This window comes from Ferdinandcohnia sp. SAFN-114 (assembly GCF_059415045.1).
Map to the genome: position 1 here is coordinate 60,314 of NZ_JBPFDQ010000013.1, position 20,060 is coordinate 80,373.

Consider the following 20,060-nt stretch of genomic DNA (forward strand, 5'->3'; position numbering starts at 1 on the left):
AATAAAAAAGGCCACTCCCAAGAGTGAGCCTCGTTAATTAAGGGCTGGAATGACTATTGTCACCTTTGTCCCTTGCCCTTGTTCGCTTTCGATATCAAGCCCATATTTTTCCCCGAAATGGAGCTTTATTCTACTATTTACATTGTAAATACCGGCTTTCTCTATCGAAGCTGCAGCCAGGTGGCTTTTAATAACCGTCAGATCTTCATCTCTGATGCCAGCTGCGTTATCCTGTACAATAATATAGATTTTGTCCTCTCTTATCTCGCACGAAATATGAATTGTCACCATATTCTTTGTTTTCCTTGCACCATGATTAATGGCATTTTCGATTACCGGCTGCAGAATAAGTTTAACCGTTTCATAATTCATTACACTTTCATCAATGTCCCAAATACATTCAAAATTATCAAAGCGATACGACATAATGTTAATATAGTTTTTTGTATAGACGATCTCTTCCCGAAGCGTTATCATAAATTTTTCTCGGTTCGTGATAAAGCGGAAAAGTTGGCTTAAGGAAGCAATCATTTCAGTAGCTTTATCCGTCTCATTCGTTTCTACCAAAAAGAGCAAATTATCCAAGGTATTATATAAAAAATGAGGATTAATTTGCGACTGGAGTGCATTCAGCTGCAGCTCCCGCTTTTCATACTTTAATTGAACTTTCTCTTGATTTGTCATGATGGTCTCATGAATCAATTCTTCTATTCTCTCAATCATTCTATTAAAATTTTTTGTAAGTGAATCCACTTCATTGATTCCAGATAATTTTTCTACCACATCGTAATGGGAGCCCTTGAGATCAAATGTTTGTAATAACTCATTCAACTGCCCGATAGGTCTCAGCATTCTTTTCGAAATCCAATATGCAAAAATAAGCAGCAAAAGCAGAATAAAAAATAATAGATAAAGGTCACTAATAAATAATTGATTAACCTGTTTTTGAACATCTGAATAATTGTATTTTGAAATAAATTCCCAGTCCATACTAGTAATTTCGGTGCTGTAAGCATGAAAATTTTTCCCTTCATCCCGTAACACCTTTTCTTTATTATCAAAAACTTTACCGACTTCTAGTGGATTCTGATGAGATATTATCCTATTATTCTTATCAGCAATCAGCATTTCAAGGCCGGTTTGCTGCCAATCCAAATAATATTTTTCCAACTGATTGTTTTCAATATCAACTGAAATAAAGCCTATAATTTTTGAAAAGTCGATTGGGGAATAGATAGGCATTCCAATCACAATCGTCACATTATCAAGACGGTCCTTTTTTAATTTATAGCTAATTTTCTTCCCTGCCCCCGCCAAATCTCGTTTAAAATCTTGATCTAATTTCTGCGGTGCATTATGCATATTAGTATATAAGATCTTTCCGGAAGCATCGTAAATTCTAATGTTTTGCCTTCTTAATTCAAAGAATTGCCTGCTATCTACTAATTCATAGCCTATTTTTTCGTCATCATGTTCCAATATGAGCAGCTGAATTTTGCTATTATGCGCAATTCGTGATATTGTCATCTCCCGTTGATTGATCTCATTGTTTAACAACCGAGCCATTCTTTCATGTAATGAATGGTAGCTCTCCTGTAAATCTGCTGATACGAGCTGGGAGGTTTGTATATAGAGAATCCCGATAAAGAATAATATCGGCAGCAAAACAGTGATTACAAAATAAAAAAAGAAGCGTTCCCTCAAACTTATTTTCATGCCGTTCTTTTTATTTATCTGGAGGAGGTTACTGTAATTTCTGCTTTTTTCATACTTCTTAATTGATTCAACTAACTGATAAAGTGGCTGAATCACTTTTTGACCAATCACCCTAGAAAAAATAAATGCAACTATTGCCGTACAAACAAATGTTATCGCAATCGTCTTCCATATAAGTTCCATTTGTTTTTGATAAAAACCTAATGGCTCCTCATAAATAAGCTTAAAATTATAATAGGGTATACTCGAATAATAAACTCCTGTATCACCCCAATCTACATTTAGTGCATTTTGATTATTGAACATTTTCTCAATTTCTGTAGGGATTTTGGTCGTTGCCTGTTCCCCTTTAAAAAACATTTTGCCATTTTGATCAAACAATTGAATCTTGTCCGCATAGAAGAGAGAATCATCCAATTTTTTTGAGTTGATAAATAGCAAAATGACCCCTTTGTGCACGCCATCTGCGGAAATAATATTCGTCCCAAATAATAAATGATTATTTAAATCTTCGGTCTCAATGGACTCTTTTACCGATTTTTCATCTGCTGAAAAAGGTATATCAATCTTTCTGCTTGCTTCTCCCAAGTTAATAAAATGAAAATTGCGCTCCACTTCCTCTTTTACCTTCATGCCATTAAACTTGAAATCTACATATTTTTGATCAGAACTATATTGAGTGTTCGGTGTAACAATAAGGATATTATCAATAAGTCTGTTATTCTGCCTAATCGTATTCAAATAATCTTCCAGAGCCGCAACCTCGTGATATTTCTCAGATGGACTAAATTCGGAACTGCTCAATTCATCTATATATCGGATAACGATCTCGTTTGTTTTCAAATTGTTTGTTGTATTATAGATTTCGTTAAACTCCATTTGTAGCTCATAAGAAATCTGATCCATTCTTAACTGTACAGAAGTTTCTTTCTTTTCTTCAATAAAGCTTTTAATTTTTATATAAAATAAACTGCTTAATAGCAACAAAAATATAAAAACTGTGACTAACGAGAACTTTAATAAAAAGGTGTGGAAGTGAATGTTTTTGTTTTTTTCTGTTTTTAATTTCATGATTATCTCCTGAAGACTGACCTTTTTTACTGTCTTCTAAACACAACAGGGGTAACACCTGTTTCATTTTTAAATACTTTGTTAAAATACGAGTGACTTTGAAAACCAACCATGTCCGAAATCACTTTTACTTTATAATTCGTATTTCTAAGAAGCTTCTCTGCTTCTTCTACTCTAATCTTATTGACATAATCGATAAAGTTTTGACCTGTTTCCTTTTTGAAAATCGCACTGAAATAGGCTTGATGTAAAAATAGCTTGTTTGAAATATCCTCTAACGTAATACGTTCCTGATAATTTTCTTTCACATATTCCTTGGCCAACAAAACATAGCTGTTAAAATCTTTTTTATCCTTATTGATTAAATCAAAAGATATCGTTTCCAACATTTGAATCAGCCATCTCTTTAATTCTTCTAAAGAATCAATCTCGTAAATTCTTCCTAATACATGCTTTTGATCAATTGATGAGAGTGATAGTCCCTTCTCTTTCAGACGAAACATAAGAATAATAATGAGTTCGGAACACGAACTCCTTATTTCGGCAATCGGTAAACCGCAAACCCGCTTGTATGGTTCAAAGAAATGATTGACCGCATCAGTACTATTCGTTACTGTACCATTTTTCATTGAATTTATAAGATGAGCTTCGATCGTATTAACATGATCTAACATTGAATTTTGGAGCATGGTTTGATTTTCATTATTTCCATCAACAGCTAAATCTTCGTAAAAAATAACCATTTCATATTCATTGAAATATTTATAGCTATACGCGTAAACCGCTTCATTATAGGAACGGTTAATTTCTTGATACTTATATGACGGATTACCGATCCCAACAACAAAATTCTTTTGATTGATAAACAACTCACCGAGATTGTCTCTTAATGTATCAATGAACAGGAGAAGTTTCGGCCTTAGTTCCTTTTTCGCAATAAGTTTCGTATCTGTTATTAACACAATAAGACTGTTCCCATAGAACAAAATAGGAATCTGATAACGATTCCAAAAGTCCATAGCCAGTTCGGTAACCTTCTGACGAATTGAGAAAGTAGACGTTTCTTTAAACAGTCGATCAAAGGAAAAAATGACTACTCTATAGCTTTGTGCCTGGATATTCGACTTGTCAGCATAATTAGATAGATTTGTGCCTTTAATTAAATCTAAAAGCATCAATTCCTCAATATCCCACTGACTATCCAATTGATTTGAATTTCTGGCCGCTTCGTCTTCCCTTAATTCTTCTGCCAACTTCCTGAAAACATTGAAAAAGTCACTTTTCATTAATGGCTTCAACAAATAGCCCTTCACCCCAAATTTAATGGCATCTTGGGCATATTTAAAATCATCATAAGCACTAAGAATAACTACTTTTGTTTCGGGGTAAGATGTGTTGACTTCTGCAGCAAGCTCTAATCCTGTCATCTCAGGCATAAGAACGTCTGTCAAAACGGCATGGGGACATTCTTGTTTTATAAGCTCTAATGCATGAACACCATTTTCTGCAGTACCAACTACTTCAAAACCTACTTCACCCCAAGGAAAAAAATGAGCCAATCTGTCACGGATGTTTTTTTCATCATCAACTATGATTATCTTGTACATAGTACCCCCCCTTTTTCTTTTAATATTCGGAAAAGATAATGTTTTTGTATTAGTATAACAAAATAAAGATTTGTCAAAAAGCTAATCTATCATTTTATTAGAGGTACTTATTGGATTAGAATACAAGATTCATAGTTTCTTCATAATATGAAACACGAATTGTTGGATTTACTTATGCAATATCTTCTGTGTTTTTAGTTAGAATAAAAAAAGTACCTATAGACCAAACACTTTTTACAAGCGTCCTATCTATAGGTACTATTGAATCCAATTCTTATTTATTAACTGGACCTTTTGTGATTTCGGTAAGCGTTGAATTGATTGCAAAGACTTTTCCGTTAACGCCGTTGATGCCAAATCCGCCTAATCGTTTCGTATGCATGTCGAGATATTTTTCAGCGGTTTCTTTGGTCTCGAATAAATAGATTCCACCCGCTTCTTTTGTTTCTGGATTTTCGGTCCAAATTTTCCAGATGAAACCTGTTTCTTCATTAATACTTCTGGCCAAATCAGAAAACGCTCCAGCCATTTCATCTCTGAATGGTCCATCCATTTTAAAATCTACCTGTAATACGTATGCCATAGTGACTCTCCTTTTTATACAGTTTGAAGTTCAGATACTTTTTGTCTGATTCCTTTTAAAGCAGTAGACCATGCGACAACATCGTCTATCGTTTTATGTAAGGAGTCCTCATGGAAAGGGGCAGGATTAAATTTACTCATATCTTGAAAGTCAGTAAATAGACTCATCGCAACGGAAGGCCCAACTGTTGCTACCTTTGGCACTGTTAAAATAAGGCGTAAATCATTTGCAGCTGTCACACCTAAAGTTGATCCATAGCTTACAATTCCCGCTGCTTTATGATTCCACTCAACATAAAGATAATCAATTGCATCCTTCAACCCAGATGTAATAGCCTTATTATATTCCGGAGTGACAAATATAAATCCATCGAGACTACTGATTTTTTCTGACCATGCATGTGCTTCTGGAGCTTGATAGTCCTGTGACATTATCGCCGGAATAGGCTCATTAAATTTCGGTAGGTTATAGTCTTTTATATCTACTAATTCAAATTCTGCATCAGTTCTTTTATCCGCGATTGATTTCACCCATTCCGCGACTTGTAAATTTACCCTTGAGTCTCTTGTGCTACCTGTAAGAATACCAATTTTAATCATGTTTTCTCCTCCTAAAAAGAAATGTTATTTCGTATCTACATTTAGTTTAGCAAGGGCGAAAACAATTTGGCACCAACAGTAAATTAGAAGTGTTGTTTATCCAACACTTTTAATAAAGTGTATAAAAAGTAGAGTGATCGTAGGACTTATTAGCCCTTGTCCACACACTAGACTGGGACGTGGGATCTGTCCCTGTGTCCCAGTCACAGCATAAAGAGAACGAATGTTAAGGGTAATATTAATACAGGCAGCCATGAGATTGATAGAAAGGCGCCTTTTTTGTAGCCTGCTTCTGGAAACGGAATCGAGGCTGGATTAAAGAACCAGTTTGCTATTCGATTTAGTTTCGACTTTTTCATTGGGAAGTCGGGAACCTCGACCGTGAATTGATCGAGTTTCTCTTTTAATTCTTTGTCAAATTGGTCGTTATTCAATCCTCATTCACCTCTAATTCTACTTTTAGTTTTTTTAGTGCTCGATGCAGCTTTGATTTTACCGTTCCGACTGGGATGTGTAGGATCGTGGAAATTTCTTTTTGTGTGAGATCGTGGTAGTAGGTCAGCAACACAATCGCGCGTAAGTCTTCCGGGAGCGATTGGATCGCAGTTTGTACGGTTATTTTTTCGTCGGAGTTTTCATGGTGCGGATAACGTTCTGCCAAAAGCGGCAACAAGGTTCGAAATAGACTCTGTCTCCTTAGACGCGTCATCATCGTGTTATAAGCAATTTGATAGAGATAGGTTTTGAACTGTCCTTTTTCCGGATCAAACTGATGATATTTACGCTGCAGCTTTTCAAACGTGTCCTGAACAAGGTCGATGCTGAGTTGCTCGTTGTTTGTGTACCGAAAAATAAACTGGTAAAGAGGGGCTTTGTACATTTTGTAAATGACTTCTAATGCTTCCTTATCCCCTCGTTTTAATTGAAGAATTGCCTCGTCAACGCTACTGTAACTCATCAGACCACCGCTTTTTAATTCCTTTATATACATATGCCAGCTTTGTAACGAACCACAAAAATGTAATCAAACTGAAGACAACCGTCTGATGAATAAAAAATTGAATGAACGGACTATCGATGGTGTCCCCTCGTAAAAGGAAAACCAATAATCCGATAATACATAAAAATGTATACACAGCTGCAATTGTAATAATTGTATCCCATCTAGACCAATAAAAATAGATGTTCGATTTCGTAAAATCAATATCACCCTTATGATCCCGGACCACCTTTTTATTCAATGAACCAATCACTATTGCAAAAACAGATCCAAGAACGGCAACCACAACAGAACTTACAATCCACCCTATGATTGTTGTCATTTTTCGCACTCCCTCATTTTTGTTCTTACTTCTTATACTAATGAGGGGAGAAAAAGGTTCATTTTTTCTAGAAAGATATCTATTTTTTCATACTTTTTTGGAGAGCGAGCATTTCTTCTGCTAATTTGTGGATACGTTTTTTAAGACCTTGATTGGTGATTTCATTGTCATCATCGAAGTTATCATTATGTATGAAGACTTGATGCACCGGTACTGTCCCTTTTAAGTAGGACAGAATAGGCTTTAAATGGTACTCCGAGACGAGAAAATGCTTTTCCGTACCACCAGTTGTAATAATTCCCGTCACTTTATTCTTGAAAGAATCAACTGGGAAAAAGTCTAACAGGTTTTTTAGCACCCCTGAAATCGACGCCTGATAAATTGGTGAACCAAAAACAAGCATATCTGCCTCTAATATTTTATTTACTACTTTAATTGTATCATCATTGTAATAGCTTAATGGGCTTCCATTCACAAATTCAACCTCAAAATCCTTTAGGTCTAGTAATTCAATTTGAACGGAGTAATCAAGTGATTTAATATCAGCCAACACTTCATAGACCGCCTTCGAAGTTTTTGCCCCAATCAGTGAACCTGAAATACCAACAACCTTCATATCGTGAACCTCCTAAATGTCATTTGATCCAGTCTTAGCGTTCACTTAAAAATGATCATTTATGATTGTTTTTCAGGCGTTAGTTAATCTTGAAAAACTAAAAGACCACAGTTGTTGGACTGTGGTCTTTCCATGCTGTGCCACTATACTTGATGTTGTCTTTATACTCTGGAATAGTAACGATGAACTTGGACAAGGAATCCTGTATGTCCAAGTTCAAATCATACATTTGGCCTTTAATGAGATAGGCTCCGCTTTCAGCGATGTTTGGCTTATCTTAGTATGATTTTCCCAAAGGAAAATATATGATAACAAAACAAAAGTGAGAACTTAGATCCCTTGTCCCACCATTTTTTTTACAGGGGCAAGCTTGATAAGTTATGGGATAGGGACACATCAAAAAACGGGAGATAGTCCTCTTATTAGGAATGTTAGCTACAAGATTGTTCAGTTTGACTTCGTGAAGTTTGCAGCTGAAAATTTTATGTCAGAAAATTGAAATCACTGTTATAATTAAGAACAGTCCTTCCTATTAACTGGAAACTTCAAACAACAAATGATGCACTAGATTACTGACATAAGGGGAGAATATAATGGAACAACTAGTGAAAGAGTTAACTGCAATTCATGGTCCATGTGGCTTTGAAGAGGATGTCGCAAAATACATAGCCAGCCGGTTAAAGGGGAAAGTGGACCATATGGAGGTTGACGGGGCAGGTAATCTTATTGTCTCTAAAAAGGGCAACCAAGTGGGGCCCAAAATTGTCGTTGCAGCTCATATGGATGAGGTAGGCTTTATCGTGAAAAAGATAGAAGAAAATGGACTTATCCGGTTTGAAAAGCTAGGAGGACATGACGATCGAATTCTTCTATCACAACGTGTCCAAATCAAAACATCCAAAGGGTTACGCTCAGGTGTTATTGGAACAATTTCAGCCCATATGATGAAATATGATGACCCCAAAAAGGTTAGACCACATCAGCGCCTATATATCGATGCAGGTGCTTCTTCTAAAAAAGAGGCAGAGGAATTTGGCATTAAAATTGGAGATCCGATTACGTGGTACCCACATTTTGATCATTTGTCAGAAACTCGAATTGTTGGAAAATCATTTGATGATCGAGCAGGCTGTGCTGTATTAATTCAAGCATTAGAGGAATTGGACAAGGATGATTTTTCGGGTGAATTTGTAGGAATCTTTACTGTCCAAGAAGAAGTTGGACTACGAGGAGCACGGGTTGCAAGCCATCAACAAAATGCCGATGTTGCCATTGCCCTTGATACAACAGCCGTTAGCGATACGCCAGAAGAAATGATGGATCAAACATTAGCAATCGGATATGGCACAGGAATAAAGGTACTAGATTTCAGCTTGATAGCAAATAAAAAGGTTCGTGATCACCTAATTGAACTAGCAGATGCTAGTCATATATCATACCAATTAGAGGTTTTCCCTGGAATTGGAACAGATGCAGGAGAATTAAGTCTTGCTCACCAAGGTATTCCTACTGGTGTTTTATCCATACCTTCAAGATATGCACATTCTTCAATTGAAGTAATTGACTTGAATGATCTTGAAGCAACAAAGAATTTATTAGTTGCTTTTGTAAAAAACATGAGATATTCAAACTCTTATAAATTCACGATTGAATAGAAAGCTTTTTAATCCTAGAGTGTATACAAAGTTAGCAATGACTTTGTATACACTCTTTTGTATGAATATTGTTAATGATTCTTGCAAATTGAATAATTCCTTGTAAAGAGTAGAAAGTAAAAAATAAACTACATTGGAGGAATGATTGTGGGTAGATGTGAGCTCTGTGGACGTAGTGAAGTTGAAACAACGATTCATCATCTACTCCCTAAAGAGTTAGGAGGTACCTTTGGTGACACGGCTACCCTCTGCATCCCATGTCATAAACAAATTCATGCATTGTATACAAATAAAGAGATTGCTACTCGGTTATCGACATTACGAGAACTAAGAGAAGACGAAATGCTTTCACGATTTATTAAATGGATTCGAAAACAACCTCCTACCAAAATAATGAAGAATAGAAAATCGAACGGTCGAAGAATGAAGAAGAAATAGGCTTTTACATAGAAACGCGTCCTCTGAACATACTATACGTACATACGTTTGGAGGGATTACAATGGAAACAACGGATTTTAATCAAATTTATAAAAAATACAAGCAACAAGGTGAAGAGCAGGCTCGTTTAGAAGCTGTAGAAACAGATTCTACAAAGGAAAGTATCGTAGCAGTTCGTAAAAACGAAGATGGCGACATAATCGCGTTTAAGACAGAAAGCGGCAGGGAATTGGATTATATAACAGCTCTAAATGAGGCAAAAGCAGGCATGCTCGCTCATGTAGATATATTCCATAAATATGGCAGAGATATACTCCGTAGCGAACCAGATGGAATAAAAGAAAACAACTTAGATAATCTTCCTGATTTTTAGTTGCTTTAGATCAATTTTGATCAAAGAATTATGAAGAATTTGGAAAAGTAGTAAGCATGGAAATAACTTTAGATTAATTAAAATGTAAAAGAATAAAAAGGCGTAGCCCTTTATAAGGCTTCGCCAAACGACAGCCAATTATAACACTGTTTACCTTTTGAAAAGCCCTGCTGCTAATGCTGCTTCAAAGCTTTCTCTAGCAAAATCAAATGGATCGTCTCCAGCATTTTCCCAGTGCATATACATTAAGCGTGGTTCATCAAATAGCCAGTGGTTATGAAGGGCAGTAACTATTAATCCTCTTTTTCTTAATTCTGTCATAAATGGGTTAACTTCTCGTTGAAGGACTACCGATTCGCCTAAGTTCAAACCGTTATTTTCAAAGGAAAGGGCAAATGGGAGAGCTAAAGGGGATTGTGTCTGAAGCCTCAAGATTGTTGCATCAATGTCACGGAGGCGTTGGACAACACAAACTGGAGTTGCTGTTATAACCTCACCCCCTATAATATCAGCAAGTTGTTGGCACTTTGATGTACCTATACCCCTGACTTCGCTATTAGGATTTCTTCTATTTAAATGTGTGTCAGCTTTACGTGACCCAAACCAATTTCCGAAGGGATCAGATTCTCTTCTACTCATTAAATTCACCTCCTTGTCCCTGTTATATTAGCAGGTTATTCTGAGATGATGTGAAATGAATGGACGAATAGTAAAAGTCAAAAGCCTTTTTTAATAAATGTGAGATTATTCGTTAATAGATTTAATAATTTTACGGGTTCTTCTAATTTAACCACACTCCCAATGGAGCAATTAGCCATTTCATATTTTACCAATATATTTATGAGAATAAAAAATAGAGAAGCTAAAACTTCTCTATCTTCATTTTAACTCTATTTAGTTCATCAAATTATAAAGATCATTCCGACGAATTACGAACAAATTCCGGTCAAAAAATTCACTCACACAGCTTTATGCTTCCAGCCTTTACCCTCTTCAACAAAAAGGATTCCTAACTCGTGATGCTCGCCTTCGTATAGGGCACGTTGTACATACCTGACCTCACCGTTAATATCTAACACATCAACCTTACATAAGGCACGATTTTTTTGAAGAGCCATGTAAAATTCCTGAACGTTTTTTACGTGAATGCCGTTCACCTTTGAAATGGTCTCACCAATTTTAATCTGCATTTTGTCAGCTGGTGATTGTGGAATGATGCCTAAGACGAGTAGGCCATGATTGCGTTTTGAAAAGATGGATTGTCTCGCTTCATCGTTAAAATAGTGTTGCAGGTAGATGAGTTCCCGACCTGCCAGTGCAAAACAGGCGGCAATAATCGCCGTAACAGGATACCAAATGCTAGCAAGTGCTAACCCTGAAATTACGATCCCAAGAATGATCACGCGTTTCCCGACAACGGGGATACTCTCGGTTGGGAGCATGCTTTTTACTTTATGAAAAAATCCAATTCCAAACGGCACTAAAATGAGCGAGTAAGCTTGTCCAGATACATTGAACACTGGCCACCATTCATATTGCGTGGTGAGTGCCTCACCTGGAATAAGTAAGAACACGGGTGCAAGCCATAGTCGTTGTGAAATATGGGTACCGACCGGAAGCCCACGTTTACTTTTTAAAAGATCAGGTGACGTGCCAATATGACCTCTTTTCAGAATCAATATTCCTTCTGCTAGTATAAGGGCGCCAAGTAAGATTGCGATCGCCGCCAGACTTGTATTGCCCATGTCATCTAGTAATCTCGCAATGAATTTATTTTCAATTGATAGATTTGATAATAAAATAATTCCGAAAAACGATACCCCTAAAATATAGGCTGGAGATAGTAGCCGTGTATTGATCGGTAAACTGAGTAGTAAAGTGACAATTGCAATTAATACGATGCTACCCAATGGAATGACGACACCGGCTGCAATCGTTACAACTGATATAAGCAGTCCCGCAAGCCAACCACCAGGTAGTAGAGATCTCAGGTCATAAAAACCATCTTCAACTCTTATATGGAAAGCGCGTCGCTCACGTTTGACGCGGAAATAGCCTAAAAGTACACAATATCCTGCAAAATAATAAAACATTGGATTTAGGAAAAAGCGTCCAATCCCCTTTGCAAATTCAAGTAACCATGCTTCAACCAATCTTTTCACCACCTATGGATATGACTTGATATGTAAAAATTTTCGTTCGATTTACTAACTTTTATTGTACCAAATACTTGATATAAAGTGAAACTCAATCAGTGAGGGATTTTCTTCCTCCCTCACTGATAGTTAGTTGGGTCCCGGAAGGCTTTTAACATGGATGAAAATAGGTTTTGTCCGATAAAAAATGGAGAATGTCCGCTATATTTGGAATTATGTCCGATATCCTGGCAACTGTGTCCGATAAAATCGAAATATTGTCCGATAACTAAAACCTATTTAAATAGTCTGCCTTCCGGGTGAACCGGAAGGCTTTTAATTTTACCGAAAATGGAGTTAGTCCGATAAAAAGTGGAGAATGTCCGATATATTCAGAGTTGTATCCGATATATTTGGATGAATGTCCGATATCCTGGCAACTGTGTCCGATAAAAACGAAATATTGTCCGATATCGAAAAAACTGATTAGATAGTCTGCCTTCCGGTGAACCAGAAGGGTTTTAATTTTGCCGAAAATAGGTTGTGTCCGATAAATAGTGGTCAATGTCCGACATATTCAGAGTTTTGTCCGATATCCTGGCAACTGTGTCCGATAACTAAAACCTATTTAAATAGCCTGCCTTCCGGGTGAACCAGAAGGGTTTTAATTTTGCCGAAAATAGGGGTATGTCCGATAAAAAGTGGAGAATGTCCGATATATTCAGAGTTGTGTCCAATATATTTGGATTTATGTCCGATATCCTGGCAACAATATCCGATAAAATCGAAATATTGTCCGATATAAGAGTTCACCTGCCTCTCGGATAAAGATCTGAATGCTACTAATGCAAAAAAACACCTCTCCGACTGGGAGAGGTGCACGTAAATCTTATTTAAAGAGTACTTCCATTGCTTTTTGGAGTTGTAGGTCGTTCTTTTTGTCTCGAATGGACTCGATGACTTTTGCTTCGATTGCGCCGGCTGTTTTTTCGTTAATTGTGCCGGTTGCTTCTATATTATTTGCTTGTTGGAAGGCTTTTACCGCAATGACGGTTTCTCCACTGAAGTAGCCGTCCTCACGCCCTGGGTCGAATCCTAATCCCTTCAGCATAATTTGTGCGTTTTTGATTTTTTCATTGTTCATGTTTTGCGTTAGCTCTTTTTCAAATTGAATTGGGTTCGCATAGAAGTATTCAGGTTGCTTTGCCTCGACTGTTGGCTCAATTCCTTTTTTGTGAATCCAGTTGCCATCTGGTGTTAACCATTTGAACATCGTTAACTTCAGGTTACTGCCGTCGCCCATGTCGCGCGCTTGCTGAACAGTTCCTTTTCCAAATGTTTTTTCACCGACGATGTCATAGCCACCTGCTTCTTTTAAGGCACCTGCTAAAATTTCAGATGCGGAAGCACTACCTTGGTTTGTGAGTACAACAATTGGGTATTCCTTTTGTTTTTCAAGAGTGGAGAAGAAGCGCTGTTTTTCACCATCTCTGTTTTCGATTTGAACATATGGCTTATCCTTTGTTACAAGTTGTTTTAGAATTTCTTCAACACTTTCTAAAAGTCCACCAGGATTGCCACGAACATCGATGACCAGACCCTCAATGCCCTTGTCTTCTAGCTCATTCAGACCAACAATGAAATCCTCTGCTGTTTCTTGAGCGAATGATGTGATTTCAATATATCCAAGCTTTTTATTATCATATTCCTTCAAATCTGTGTAGACTGTTTCAATTGGAATGGTATCACGGGTTACTTTTACATTCATAAGCTCGGTTACACCTGGTCTCATGACTTCTAGGGTAACAACTGTTCCTTTTTCACCGCGAATTTTTAATACGGCTTCATATAGATCAAGGCCTTCGATGCTTTCGCCATCAATTTTGATGATTTGATCATTTGGCTTAAGACCTGATTTTTCAGCAGGAGAATCCTTGAATGGAGCGACAATTGTAACCTTGCCTTCCATCATACTTACCTCTGCGCCAATTCCTTCAAACGATGATTCTAATGACTCATTGAACTGGGCAGCTGTTTCTTCATCCATATATGCAGAATACGGGTCATCAAGTGTGCTGACCATCCCCTGAATGGCACCCTCAATTAATTGTTTTTCGTCCACCTTTTCAACATAATTAGATAAAATCATGTTGTATGCTTGACCGATTTTAGATAGATCGTTTTTGTTTTCCTTTGTATTTTCATTGTTTTGGCTTGGTTGCTGAACGAGTGGTTGTTCGTTGTTATCAAGCAACTGAACCACTAAAAACGTGACACTCGCTCCTAATAGTAAGGATAGTACCATGTATAATGCGACAACTTTACGACTCACCTATTTGTTCCTCCTCCGTTACGAATACAAATGCATACCGTTAATTTTTGTAGCTTTTACGTTCTTATTCATCCCTTACCCATGATTAATAGTCGAAAAGTCTTGTTTGATCATTTTGCCTGGACCTTTTTGACTATCCAGTGAGAGTTGCAGGAAAAGGCACCACACCTGCGTTAGTGCGATGCCTTTGTATAAAAATATGTAATGCTTGTACACTTTATGACAAAAATGAGGCCACGCCTCAACGTGTAATAGGTAAAAATTTTTGTTCCTTTTCCATTATAAAAGTTTTATTAGAATGAAGTAAAGAAAAATGTAGTCAGTTAAGGGCTAGTGCAGTAAGATAGAAGAAATCTTTTTTCTAGGAGTGGTTTTGGTGGCATATGAAATTCGCGAACTAAAGACGGCTGAGGAATGGAAAGTAGCGTTTCCTGTTATGAAGCAATTACGGACACATCTGGACCTCGAGGAGTTCGTTGCATTGGTGACGGGCATGAAGCCACAAGGGTATAGAATGTTTGCTTTATTTGATAACGGTAAGGTTGCGGCGGTTACTGGGGTCGCGCAACAGCTCAATCTTTATTACGGAAATCACATGTATGTCTATGATTTGGTGACAGATGAGGCCGGGCGGTCAAAAGGCTATGGTGAAACACTACTTTCTTATATTCATGAGCTTGGTCGTGAATTGGGCTGCGGGTTGGTTGCATTGACGTCTGGACTGCAGCGTGTGGATGCGCATCGTTTTTATGAGGAGAAGATGGGATATGAGCGAAAGAGTTATGCGTTTGTGAAGCAATTATAGAGTAGGACGGTCTCATTAAAAAGTTTTTTTCGCTATCGTCCATAAAAATTTTTTATTGGCCATATTTTCATATTATTAGCTATATTTATGAACTATCAGCCGTATTTCATTATTAGTAGCCATAAGTTGTATTCTCCGGAAATTTCAAAGCATCGATCCCCTTAAGGACCGATGCTTTTATGTTAATATCTGTCTGATTCTTGTCCCATATTTTTAGATTTCTCCACTGCATCTTTTGCAGCAGCTGAACTTGTATCAGTTGTGTCCATTGCTTTTGCGAGACCTTCTCTTACACGTCTGCCATAGTCCTCGTCTGCATTGGTGAAGTACTCCAGCATTTTATTTTGGATTTCTGGTCGACAAACTTTTAAGTTATCAACCAAATTACTGATGAGTTCATCCCTCTCTGCGTCCGAAAAGGCACGATACGTCTCACCTGCTTGTCCAAAGTCATTTGGGCGGTCAATTTTTTCACGAACCAACTTATCATTATAATGAGGCTCATGGATCTTACCCTCCTGCTTCGCTTCCTTCAGACCGCCAATCGTGGACGGTTCATAATTGACGTGCGGATTACCGCTTGGTGGTACATCCACATGGTAAGACATTTGGCCGCCACGCTGGTTGGTTGCAACCCGTTTTTTCGGAGCATTAATTGGCAGTTGCAGATAGTTCGTTCCGACTCGATGTCGCTGCGTATCTGAGTAAGAGAATGTTCTCCCCTGTAGCATTTTATCATCTGAAAAATCAAGTCCATCCACCAGTACCCCTGTACCGAACGCAGCTTGCTCAACCTCGTTAAAATAATTCTCAGGATTCTTGTTTAATACCATTTTTCCAACCTTTAAAAACGGGAACTTATCGGTTGGCCAAAGTTTTGTATCATCGAGCGGATCAAAATCGAGCTCCGGATGGTAATCGTCAGTCATAATCTGCACACAAAGCTCCCACTCCGGATAATCTCCACGCTCGATTGCTTCATATAAATCCTGAGTAGCATGGCTTACATTTGTCGCTTGGATTTCATTTGCTTCTTTTTGTGTTAAGTTTTTAATACCTTGCTTCAGCGGCTCCCAGTGATACTTCACTAATACTGCCTCGCCATCCTGATTTACCCATTTGTATGTATTCACTCCAGAACCTTGCATTTGGCGGTAGTTTGCCGGAATTCCCCATGGTGAAAACAGGAAGGTTATCATATGTGTGGCTTCAGGTGTCTTTGATAAAAAATCAAACATTCTTTCAGGGTTTGATAGATTTGAGACTGGGTCTGGCTTAAAAGCATGAATCATATCAGGAAACTTCATCGCATCCCGGATAAAAAAGATTTTTAAATTGTTCCCTACTAAATCCCAGTTCCCATCCTCCGTATAAAATTTGACTGCAAAACCACGCGGGTCTCTTGCCGTTTCTGGAGACTCCATCGCCCCTGCGACGGTTGAGAATCGCACAAAAACTGGAGTCTTTTTTCCTGCTTCTTGGAACAATTTCGCACGAGTGTACTTAGAAACCGGTTCGTCGCCAACTTTTCCATATGCCTCAAAATATCCATGTGCACCTGCACCCCTTGCATGAACTACACGTTCCGGAACGCGCTCTCGGTCAAAATGAGACATTTTTTCAAGAAAATCGTAGTTCTCTAGTGTTGATGGGCCTCGGTTGCCGACTGTTCGGATATTTTGATTATCTGTAACTGGATGTCCCTGCCTGTTCGTTAATGAATCAGCCGACTCACCAGTTCCAAGTCGGTTATCATGAGGTCCGCCTACCCCTTCCACACTTCCATGCTGCTTTTTATCGTCCATGTTGCACTTCCTCTCTTAAACGAAAATTCATTGTCATTATTTCCCTTACAGCATTTTCTATGTATAGTTAGCCATTTTTTCACTCCAATTCTCAAGTATGGACTAAATATGACGTTTAAATGAAAATCAACAGAGTAAAGATGTATTAAGAATAATTTACAATACTTGTTAATCTTATGTAAGCAGAGAGTATCAGAGCTTACACATTACCAAATTCCAATACTAAATCTATGAGGTCTTTTAACCCACTTTATAATTATTATAAAAAGATATTGATTTTTTATTTATAGGTGTTATTATAATATATGTATTCAAAATTAATACGAGGTGATCAAGTTGACATACAATAAACTCACTACAAGTTGGGGCGCTCCAGTAGGAGACAACCAAAACTCAATCACAGCTGGTTCTAGGGGACCGGTACTCATCCAGGACGTACACCTCCTTGAAAAATTAGCACATTTCAATAGAGAACGTGTTCCTGAACGTGTTGTCCATGCAAAAGGTAGCGGTGCACACGGTTATTTCGAAGTAACAAATGATGTATCCAACTATACAAAAGCAAAACTATTCAACGGAATTGGCAAAAAAACACCTCTATTCATTCGTTTTTCAACGGTTGCTGGGGAAAATGGTTCTGCTGATACTGTTCGTGACCCACGTGGTTTTGCGGTAAAATTTTATACTGAAGAAGGCAACTACGACATCGTTGGAAACAATACACCGATTTTCTTTATCCGTGATGCGATTAAGTTCCCTGACTTCATTCATACACAAAAGCGTCATCCACAAACACATTTGAAGAATCCTACAGCAGTATGGGATTTCTGGTCTCATTCTCCTGAATCTTTACACCAAGTTACGTGGTTAATGGGGGACCGCGGAATTCCAGCGACATGGCGTCACATGCATGGTTATGGAAGCCATACGTTCAAATGGACAAACGCTGAAGGTGAAGGAGTTTGGATTAAGTATCACTTCCGTACTGAACAAGGCGTTAAGTCCCTAACAAATGAAGTAGCTACTAAGCTTGCTGGGGAAAATCCAGATTATCATACAGAGGATCTGTTCAACTCAATCGAAAAAGGTGACTACCCTGCTTGGAAGCTTTATGTACAAATCATGCCGTTGGAGGATGCGAATACATACCGCTTCGATCCATTCGATGTAACAAAAGTATGGTCACAAAAAGACTATCCATTAATCGAAGTGGGTCGCATGGTATTAAACCGCAACCCTGAGAACTATTTTGCAGAAGTTGAACAAGCCACATTCTCACCTGGAACGTTGGTACCTGGTGTTGATGTATCACCTGACAAAATGCTTCAAGGTCGTCTATTTGCATACCATGATGCACATCGTTACCGTGTCGGTGCAAACCACCAAGCCTTACCAATCAACCGTGCAAAAGTTGATGTGAATAACTATCAACGTGATGGTCAAATGCGCTTTGATAACAATGGTGGTCGTTCCGTATATTACGAGCCTAATAGCTTTAGCGGTCCAAAAGAAGCACCAGAAGCAAAGCAGCATGCATTCGCTGTTGAAGGTATTGCCGAAAGTGTAGCTTATGATCATAACGATCATTACACACAAGCTGGTGACCTATACCGCCTAATGAGTGAAGAAGAACGTACTCGTCTTGTTGACACAATTGTGGCAGCAATGAAGCCCGTTGAATTAGAAGAAATCAAACTTCGTCAAATTAGCCACTTCTACAAGGCAGACCCTGAATACGGAACACGTATCGCAGAAGGCCTTGGATTAGCGGTTCCTGGTGAAGTAGTAGCGAAGTAGTAGCGAAGTAGTAGCGAAGTAATAAGCATAGAACATTTCATTTTATTCTCACATAAAATAGGTATCCACAGCCGGATACCTATTCTTATAAATATGAACAAAGAGGTTGTTAAACGTGGAAGACAAACAAATGGCTGAACTAATCCCTTTTTTAAAAGAACGCGGGTTACGCATTACACCTCAACGAACGTTAATACTACAGACCTTCCTTTCCTTAAAAGGCCATCCGACTGTGGAAGAGATACATCGGCAATTACCACAAATTAGCCTTGCCACTATCTACAACAATGTCAAACTATTTGTATCGTTACGGATTTTAAAAGAACTGCCCTATGGGAACGGGTTAAGTAAATATGAACTCGCGAACCAACCGAATCACTATCATATTTTATGTGAATCATGTGGTGAAATAATTGATTTTAATTACCCAACTCTAAGCCAAATCGAGCATGTAGCTCACAAGCTTACTCAATTTAATATTTACTCTCACCAGATGGAAGTGTACGGACTTTGTAAATCATGTCAAAACCAAGAAGGTGACTTTTTAAATGCCAAAAACAATTTGTCCAATATGTAAAACGGAAATCAAAATCCTCAAACACAGTACAAGCTGCGCGTGTGGAATGAAATTAAAGAAAAACAAAAACCGTTATGTAAGTTAAGCTCGACTATGTGGTCGAGCTTTTTTAGTTTGCAAATAACAGGTGGATTACATTCCTCTAAAAGGTCGTAACGAAACATCGATTGGGTGAATAACCTAATAGTGCAAAGGAGGGATCATATGAACTACAATCCATACGGCATGCAAATGCCACAAGGGCATAATATTCAAGACACTTGTCATCGACTACGGAATTACTATGTCATCGGACAAATGAGAGATGGTTCTCAAATGCAAGGAATCATCGAGGACATGGATGATGAAGGCGTAACAATGTTAGTACCTGAAGATGTGGAAGATACTGAGATGGATCGTCAATTCGGAGGATATGGTGGTTTTGGGGGCTATGGCGGTTATGGACGCAGACGTTTCCGTCGCTTCCGCCGTCGTCGTTTTCCATATAACTTTTTCGTATTCCCATTCTTCTTCCCTTTTCCATTCTATTATTAAAGTTAAGCACGAAAAAGTGAACTGACCTAGCCAAATGAGACATATATAAAACACCTATCCATATTAAATTTAACACTTTTTCATTAATTTGATA

19 protein-coding genes are annotated in these 20,060 nt (G+C 37.9%); 7 read left to right on the forward strand and 12 right to left on the reverse strand.

Features of this window, described 5'->3' with window-relative positions; translation table 11 throughout:
* Positions 1-33: 33 nt before the first annotated feature.
* The 8 genes from ACR65M_RS06315 to ACR65M_RS06350 form a co-directional block, all read right to left on the reverse strand.
* Entirely contained in the window at positions 34-2,787 is a 2,754-nt protein-coding gene (locus ACR65M_RS06315; protein ID WP_440272881.1) for a cache domain-containing sensor histidine kinase, read from the reverse strand.
* Between the two features lie 26 nt (positions 2,788-2,813).
* Positions 2,814-4,394: a response regulator gene (locus ACR65M_RS06320; protein ID WP_440272882.1), complete on the reverse strand. Its 1,581-nt coding sequence runs from the start codon at positions 4,392-4,394 to the stop codon at positions 2,814-2,816.
* A 274-nt stretch (positions 4,395-4,668) separates the two neighbouring features.
* Complete coding sequence (locus ACR65M_RS06325; protein WP_341330081.1) at positions 4,669-4,977, reverse strand: monooxygenase; 309 nt, start codon at positions 4,975-4,977, stop codon at positions 4,669-4,671.
* A gap of 14 nt (positions 4,978-4,991) precedes the next feature.
* Positions 4,992-5,576, reverse strand: a complete 585-nt coding sequence (locus tag ACR65M_RS06330; protein ID WP_341330080.1) for an NADPH-dependent FMN reductase — start codon at positions 5,574-5,576, stop codon at positions 4,992-4,994.
* Positions 5,577-5,779: 203 nt separating this feature from the next.
* Positions 5,780-6,010, reverse strand: coding sequence for a hypothetical protein (locus ACR65M_RS06335; protein ID WP_341330079.1), 231 nt, complete (start codon positions 6,008-6,010; stop codon positions 5,780-5,782).
* Positions 6,007-6,534 carry an RNA polymerase sigma factor gene (locus ACR65M_RS06340; RefSeq protein ID WP_341330078.1) on the reverse strand — a complete coding sequence of 176 codons (528 nt, stop codon included), beginning with the start codon at positions 6,532-6,534 and terminating at the stop codon, positions 6,007-6,009. Before ACR65M_RS06340 ends, ACR65M_RS06335 begins: the two co-directional genes overlap by 4 nt.
* A complete protein-coding gene (locus ACR65M_RS06345) occupies positions 6,521-6,898 on the reverse strand; it encodes a hypothetical protein (RefSeq protein WP_341330077.1) in 378 nt (125 codons plus the stop codon). Before ACR65M_RS06345 ends, ACR65M_RS06340 begins: the two co-directional genes overlap by 14 nt.
* 79 nt (positions 6,899-6,977) lie before the next feature.
* Positions 6,978-7,514: an NADPH-dependent FMN reductase gene (locus tag ACR65M_RS06350; protein WP_341330076.1), complete on the reverse strand. Its 537-nt coding sequence runs from the start codon at positions 7,512-7,514 to the stop codon at positions 6,978-6,980.
* 593 nt (positions 7,515-8,107) lie between these two features.
* Between ACR65M_RS06350 and ACR65M_RS06355 the strand changes: the two genes are divergently transcribed.
* The 3 genes from ACR65M_RS06355 (at position 8,108) to ACR65M_RS06365 (ending at position 9,981) form a co-directional block, all read left to right on the forward strand.
* Positions 8,108-9,169, forward strand: a complete 1,062-nt coding sequence (locus ACR65M_RS06355; RefSeq protein ID WP_341330075.1) for a M42 family metallopeptidase — start codon at positions 8,108-8,110, stop codon at positions 9,167-9,169.
* A gap of 141 nt (positions 9,170-9,310) precedes the next feature.
* A complete protein-coding gene (hlpB, locus tag ACR65M_RS06360; RefSeq protein ID WP_440272883.1) occupies positions 9,311-9,607 on the forward strand; it encodes an HNH nuclease-like protein HlpB in 297 nt (98 codons plus the stop codon).
* Between the two features lie 62 nt (positions 9,608-9,669).
* Positions 9,670-9,981 carry a DUF3892 domain-containing protein gene (locus tag ACR65M_RS06365; protein WP_341330074.1) on the forward strand — a complete coding sequence of 104 codons (312 nt, stop codon included), beginning with the start codon at positions 9,670-9,672 and terminating at the stop codon, positions 9,979-9,981.
* Between the two features lie 150 nt (positions 9,982-10,131).
* Here the strand turns inward: ACR65M_RS06365 and ACR65M_RS06370 are convergent, their stop codons facing one another.
* The 3 genes from ACR65M_RS06370 to ACR65M_RS06380 form a co-directional block, all read right to left on the reverse strand.
* On the reverse strand, positions 10,132-10,620 hold the full coding sequence (locus ACR65M_RS06370; RefSeq protein WP_440272884.1) for a DUF1259 domain-containing protein: 489 nt from the start codon (positions 10,618-10,620) through the stop codon (positions 10,132-10,134).
* Positions 10,621-10,940: 320 nt separating this feature from the next.
* A complete protein-coding gene (locus ACR65M_RS06375) occupies positions 10,941-12,134 on the reverse strand; it encodes a PDZ domain-containing protein (RefSeq protein WP_440272885.1) in 1,194 nt (397 codons plus the stop codon).
* An 871-nt stretch (positions 12,135-13,005) separates the two neighbouring features.
* Positions 13,006-14,448: a S41 family peptidase gene (locus tag ACR65M_RS06380; RefSeq protein ID WP_341332919.1), complete on the reverse strand. Its 1,443-nt coding sequence runs from the start codon at positions 14,446-14,448 to the stop codon at positions 13,006-13,008.
* Positions 14,449-14,824: 376 nt separating this feature from the next.
* Here ACR65M_RS06380 and ACR65M_RS06385 point away from each other — a divergent pair, with 376 nt between their 5' ends.
* The gene (locus ACR65M_RS06385) at positions 14,825-15,253 is read left to right on the forward strand and encodes a GNAT family N-acetyltransferase (RefSeq protein WP_341332920.1); all 429 of its coding nucleotides are present in this window, start codon (positions 14,825-14,827) and stop codon (positions 15,251-15,253) included.
* A gap of 182 nt (positions 15,254-15,435) precedes the next feature.
* On the opposite strand, the gene ACR65M_RS06390 is transcribed toward ACR65M_RS06385, so the two are convergent.
* Positions 15,436-17,058 carry a catalase gene (locus ACR65M_RS06390; RefSeq protein ID WP_341332921.1) on the reverse strand — a complete coding sequence of 541 codons (1,623 nt, stop codon included), beginning with the start codon at positions 17,056-17,058 and terminating at the stop codon, positions 15,436-15,438.
* Between the two features lie 336 nt (positions 17,059-17,394).
* On the opposite strand from ACR65M_RS06390, the gene katA reads away from it, so the two are divergent.
* From katA to ACR65M_RS06405, 3 genes are all read left to right on the forward strand, one after another.
* Entirely contained in the window at positions 17,395-18,855 is a 1,461-nt protein-coding gene (katA, locus tag ACR65M_RS06395; protein WP_440272886.1) for a catalase KatA, read from the forward strand.
* A 115-nt stretch (positions 18,856-18,970) separates the two neighbouring features.
* The gene (locus ACR65M_RS06400; protein ID WP_341332923.1) at positions 18,971-19,432 is read left to right on the forward strand and encodes a Fur family transcriptional regulator; all 462 of its coding nucleotides are present in this window, start codon (positions 18,971-18,973) and stop codon (positions 19,430-19,432) included.
* Between the two features lie 204 nt (positions 19,433-19,636).
* Complete coding sequence (locus tag ACR65M_RS06405; RefSeq protein ID WP_341332924.1) at positions 19,637-19,966, forward strand: hypothetical protein; 330 nt, start codon at positions 19,637-19,639, stop codon at positions 19,964-19,966.
* Positions 19,967-20,060 lie beyond the last annotated feature (94 nt).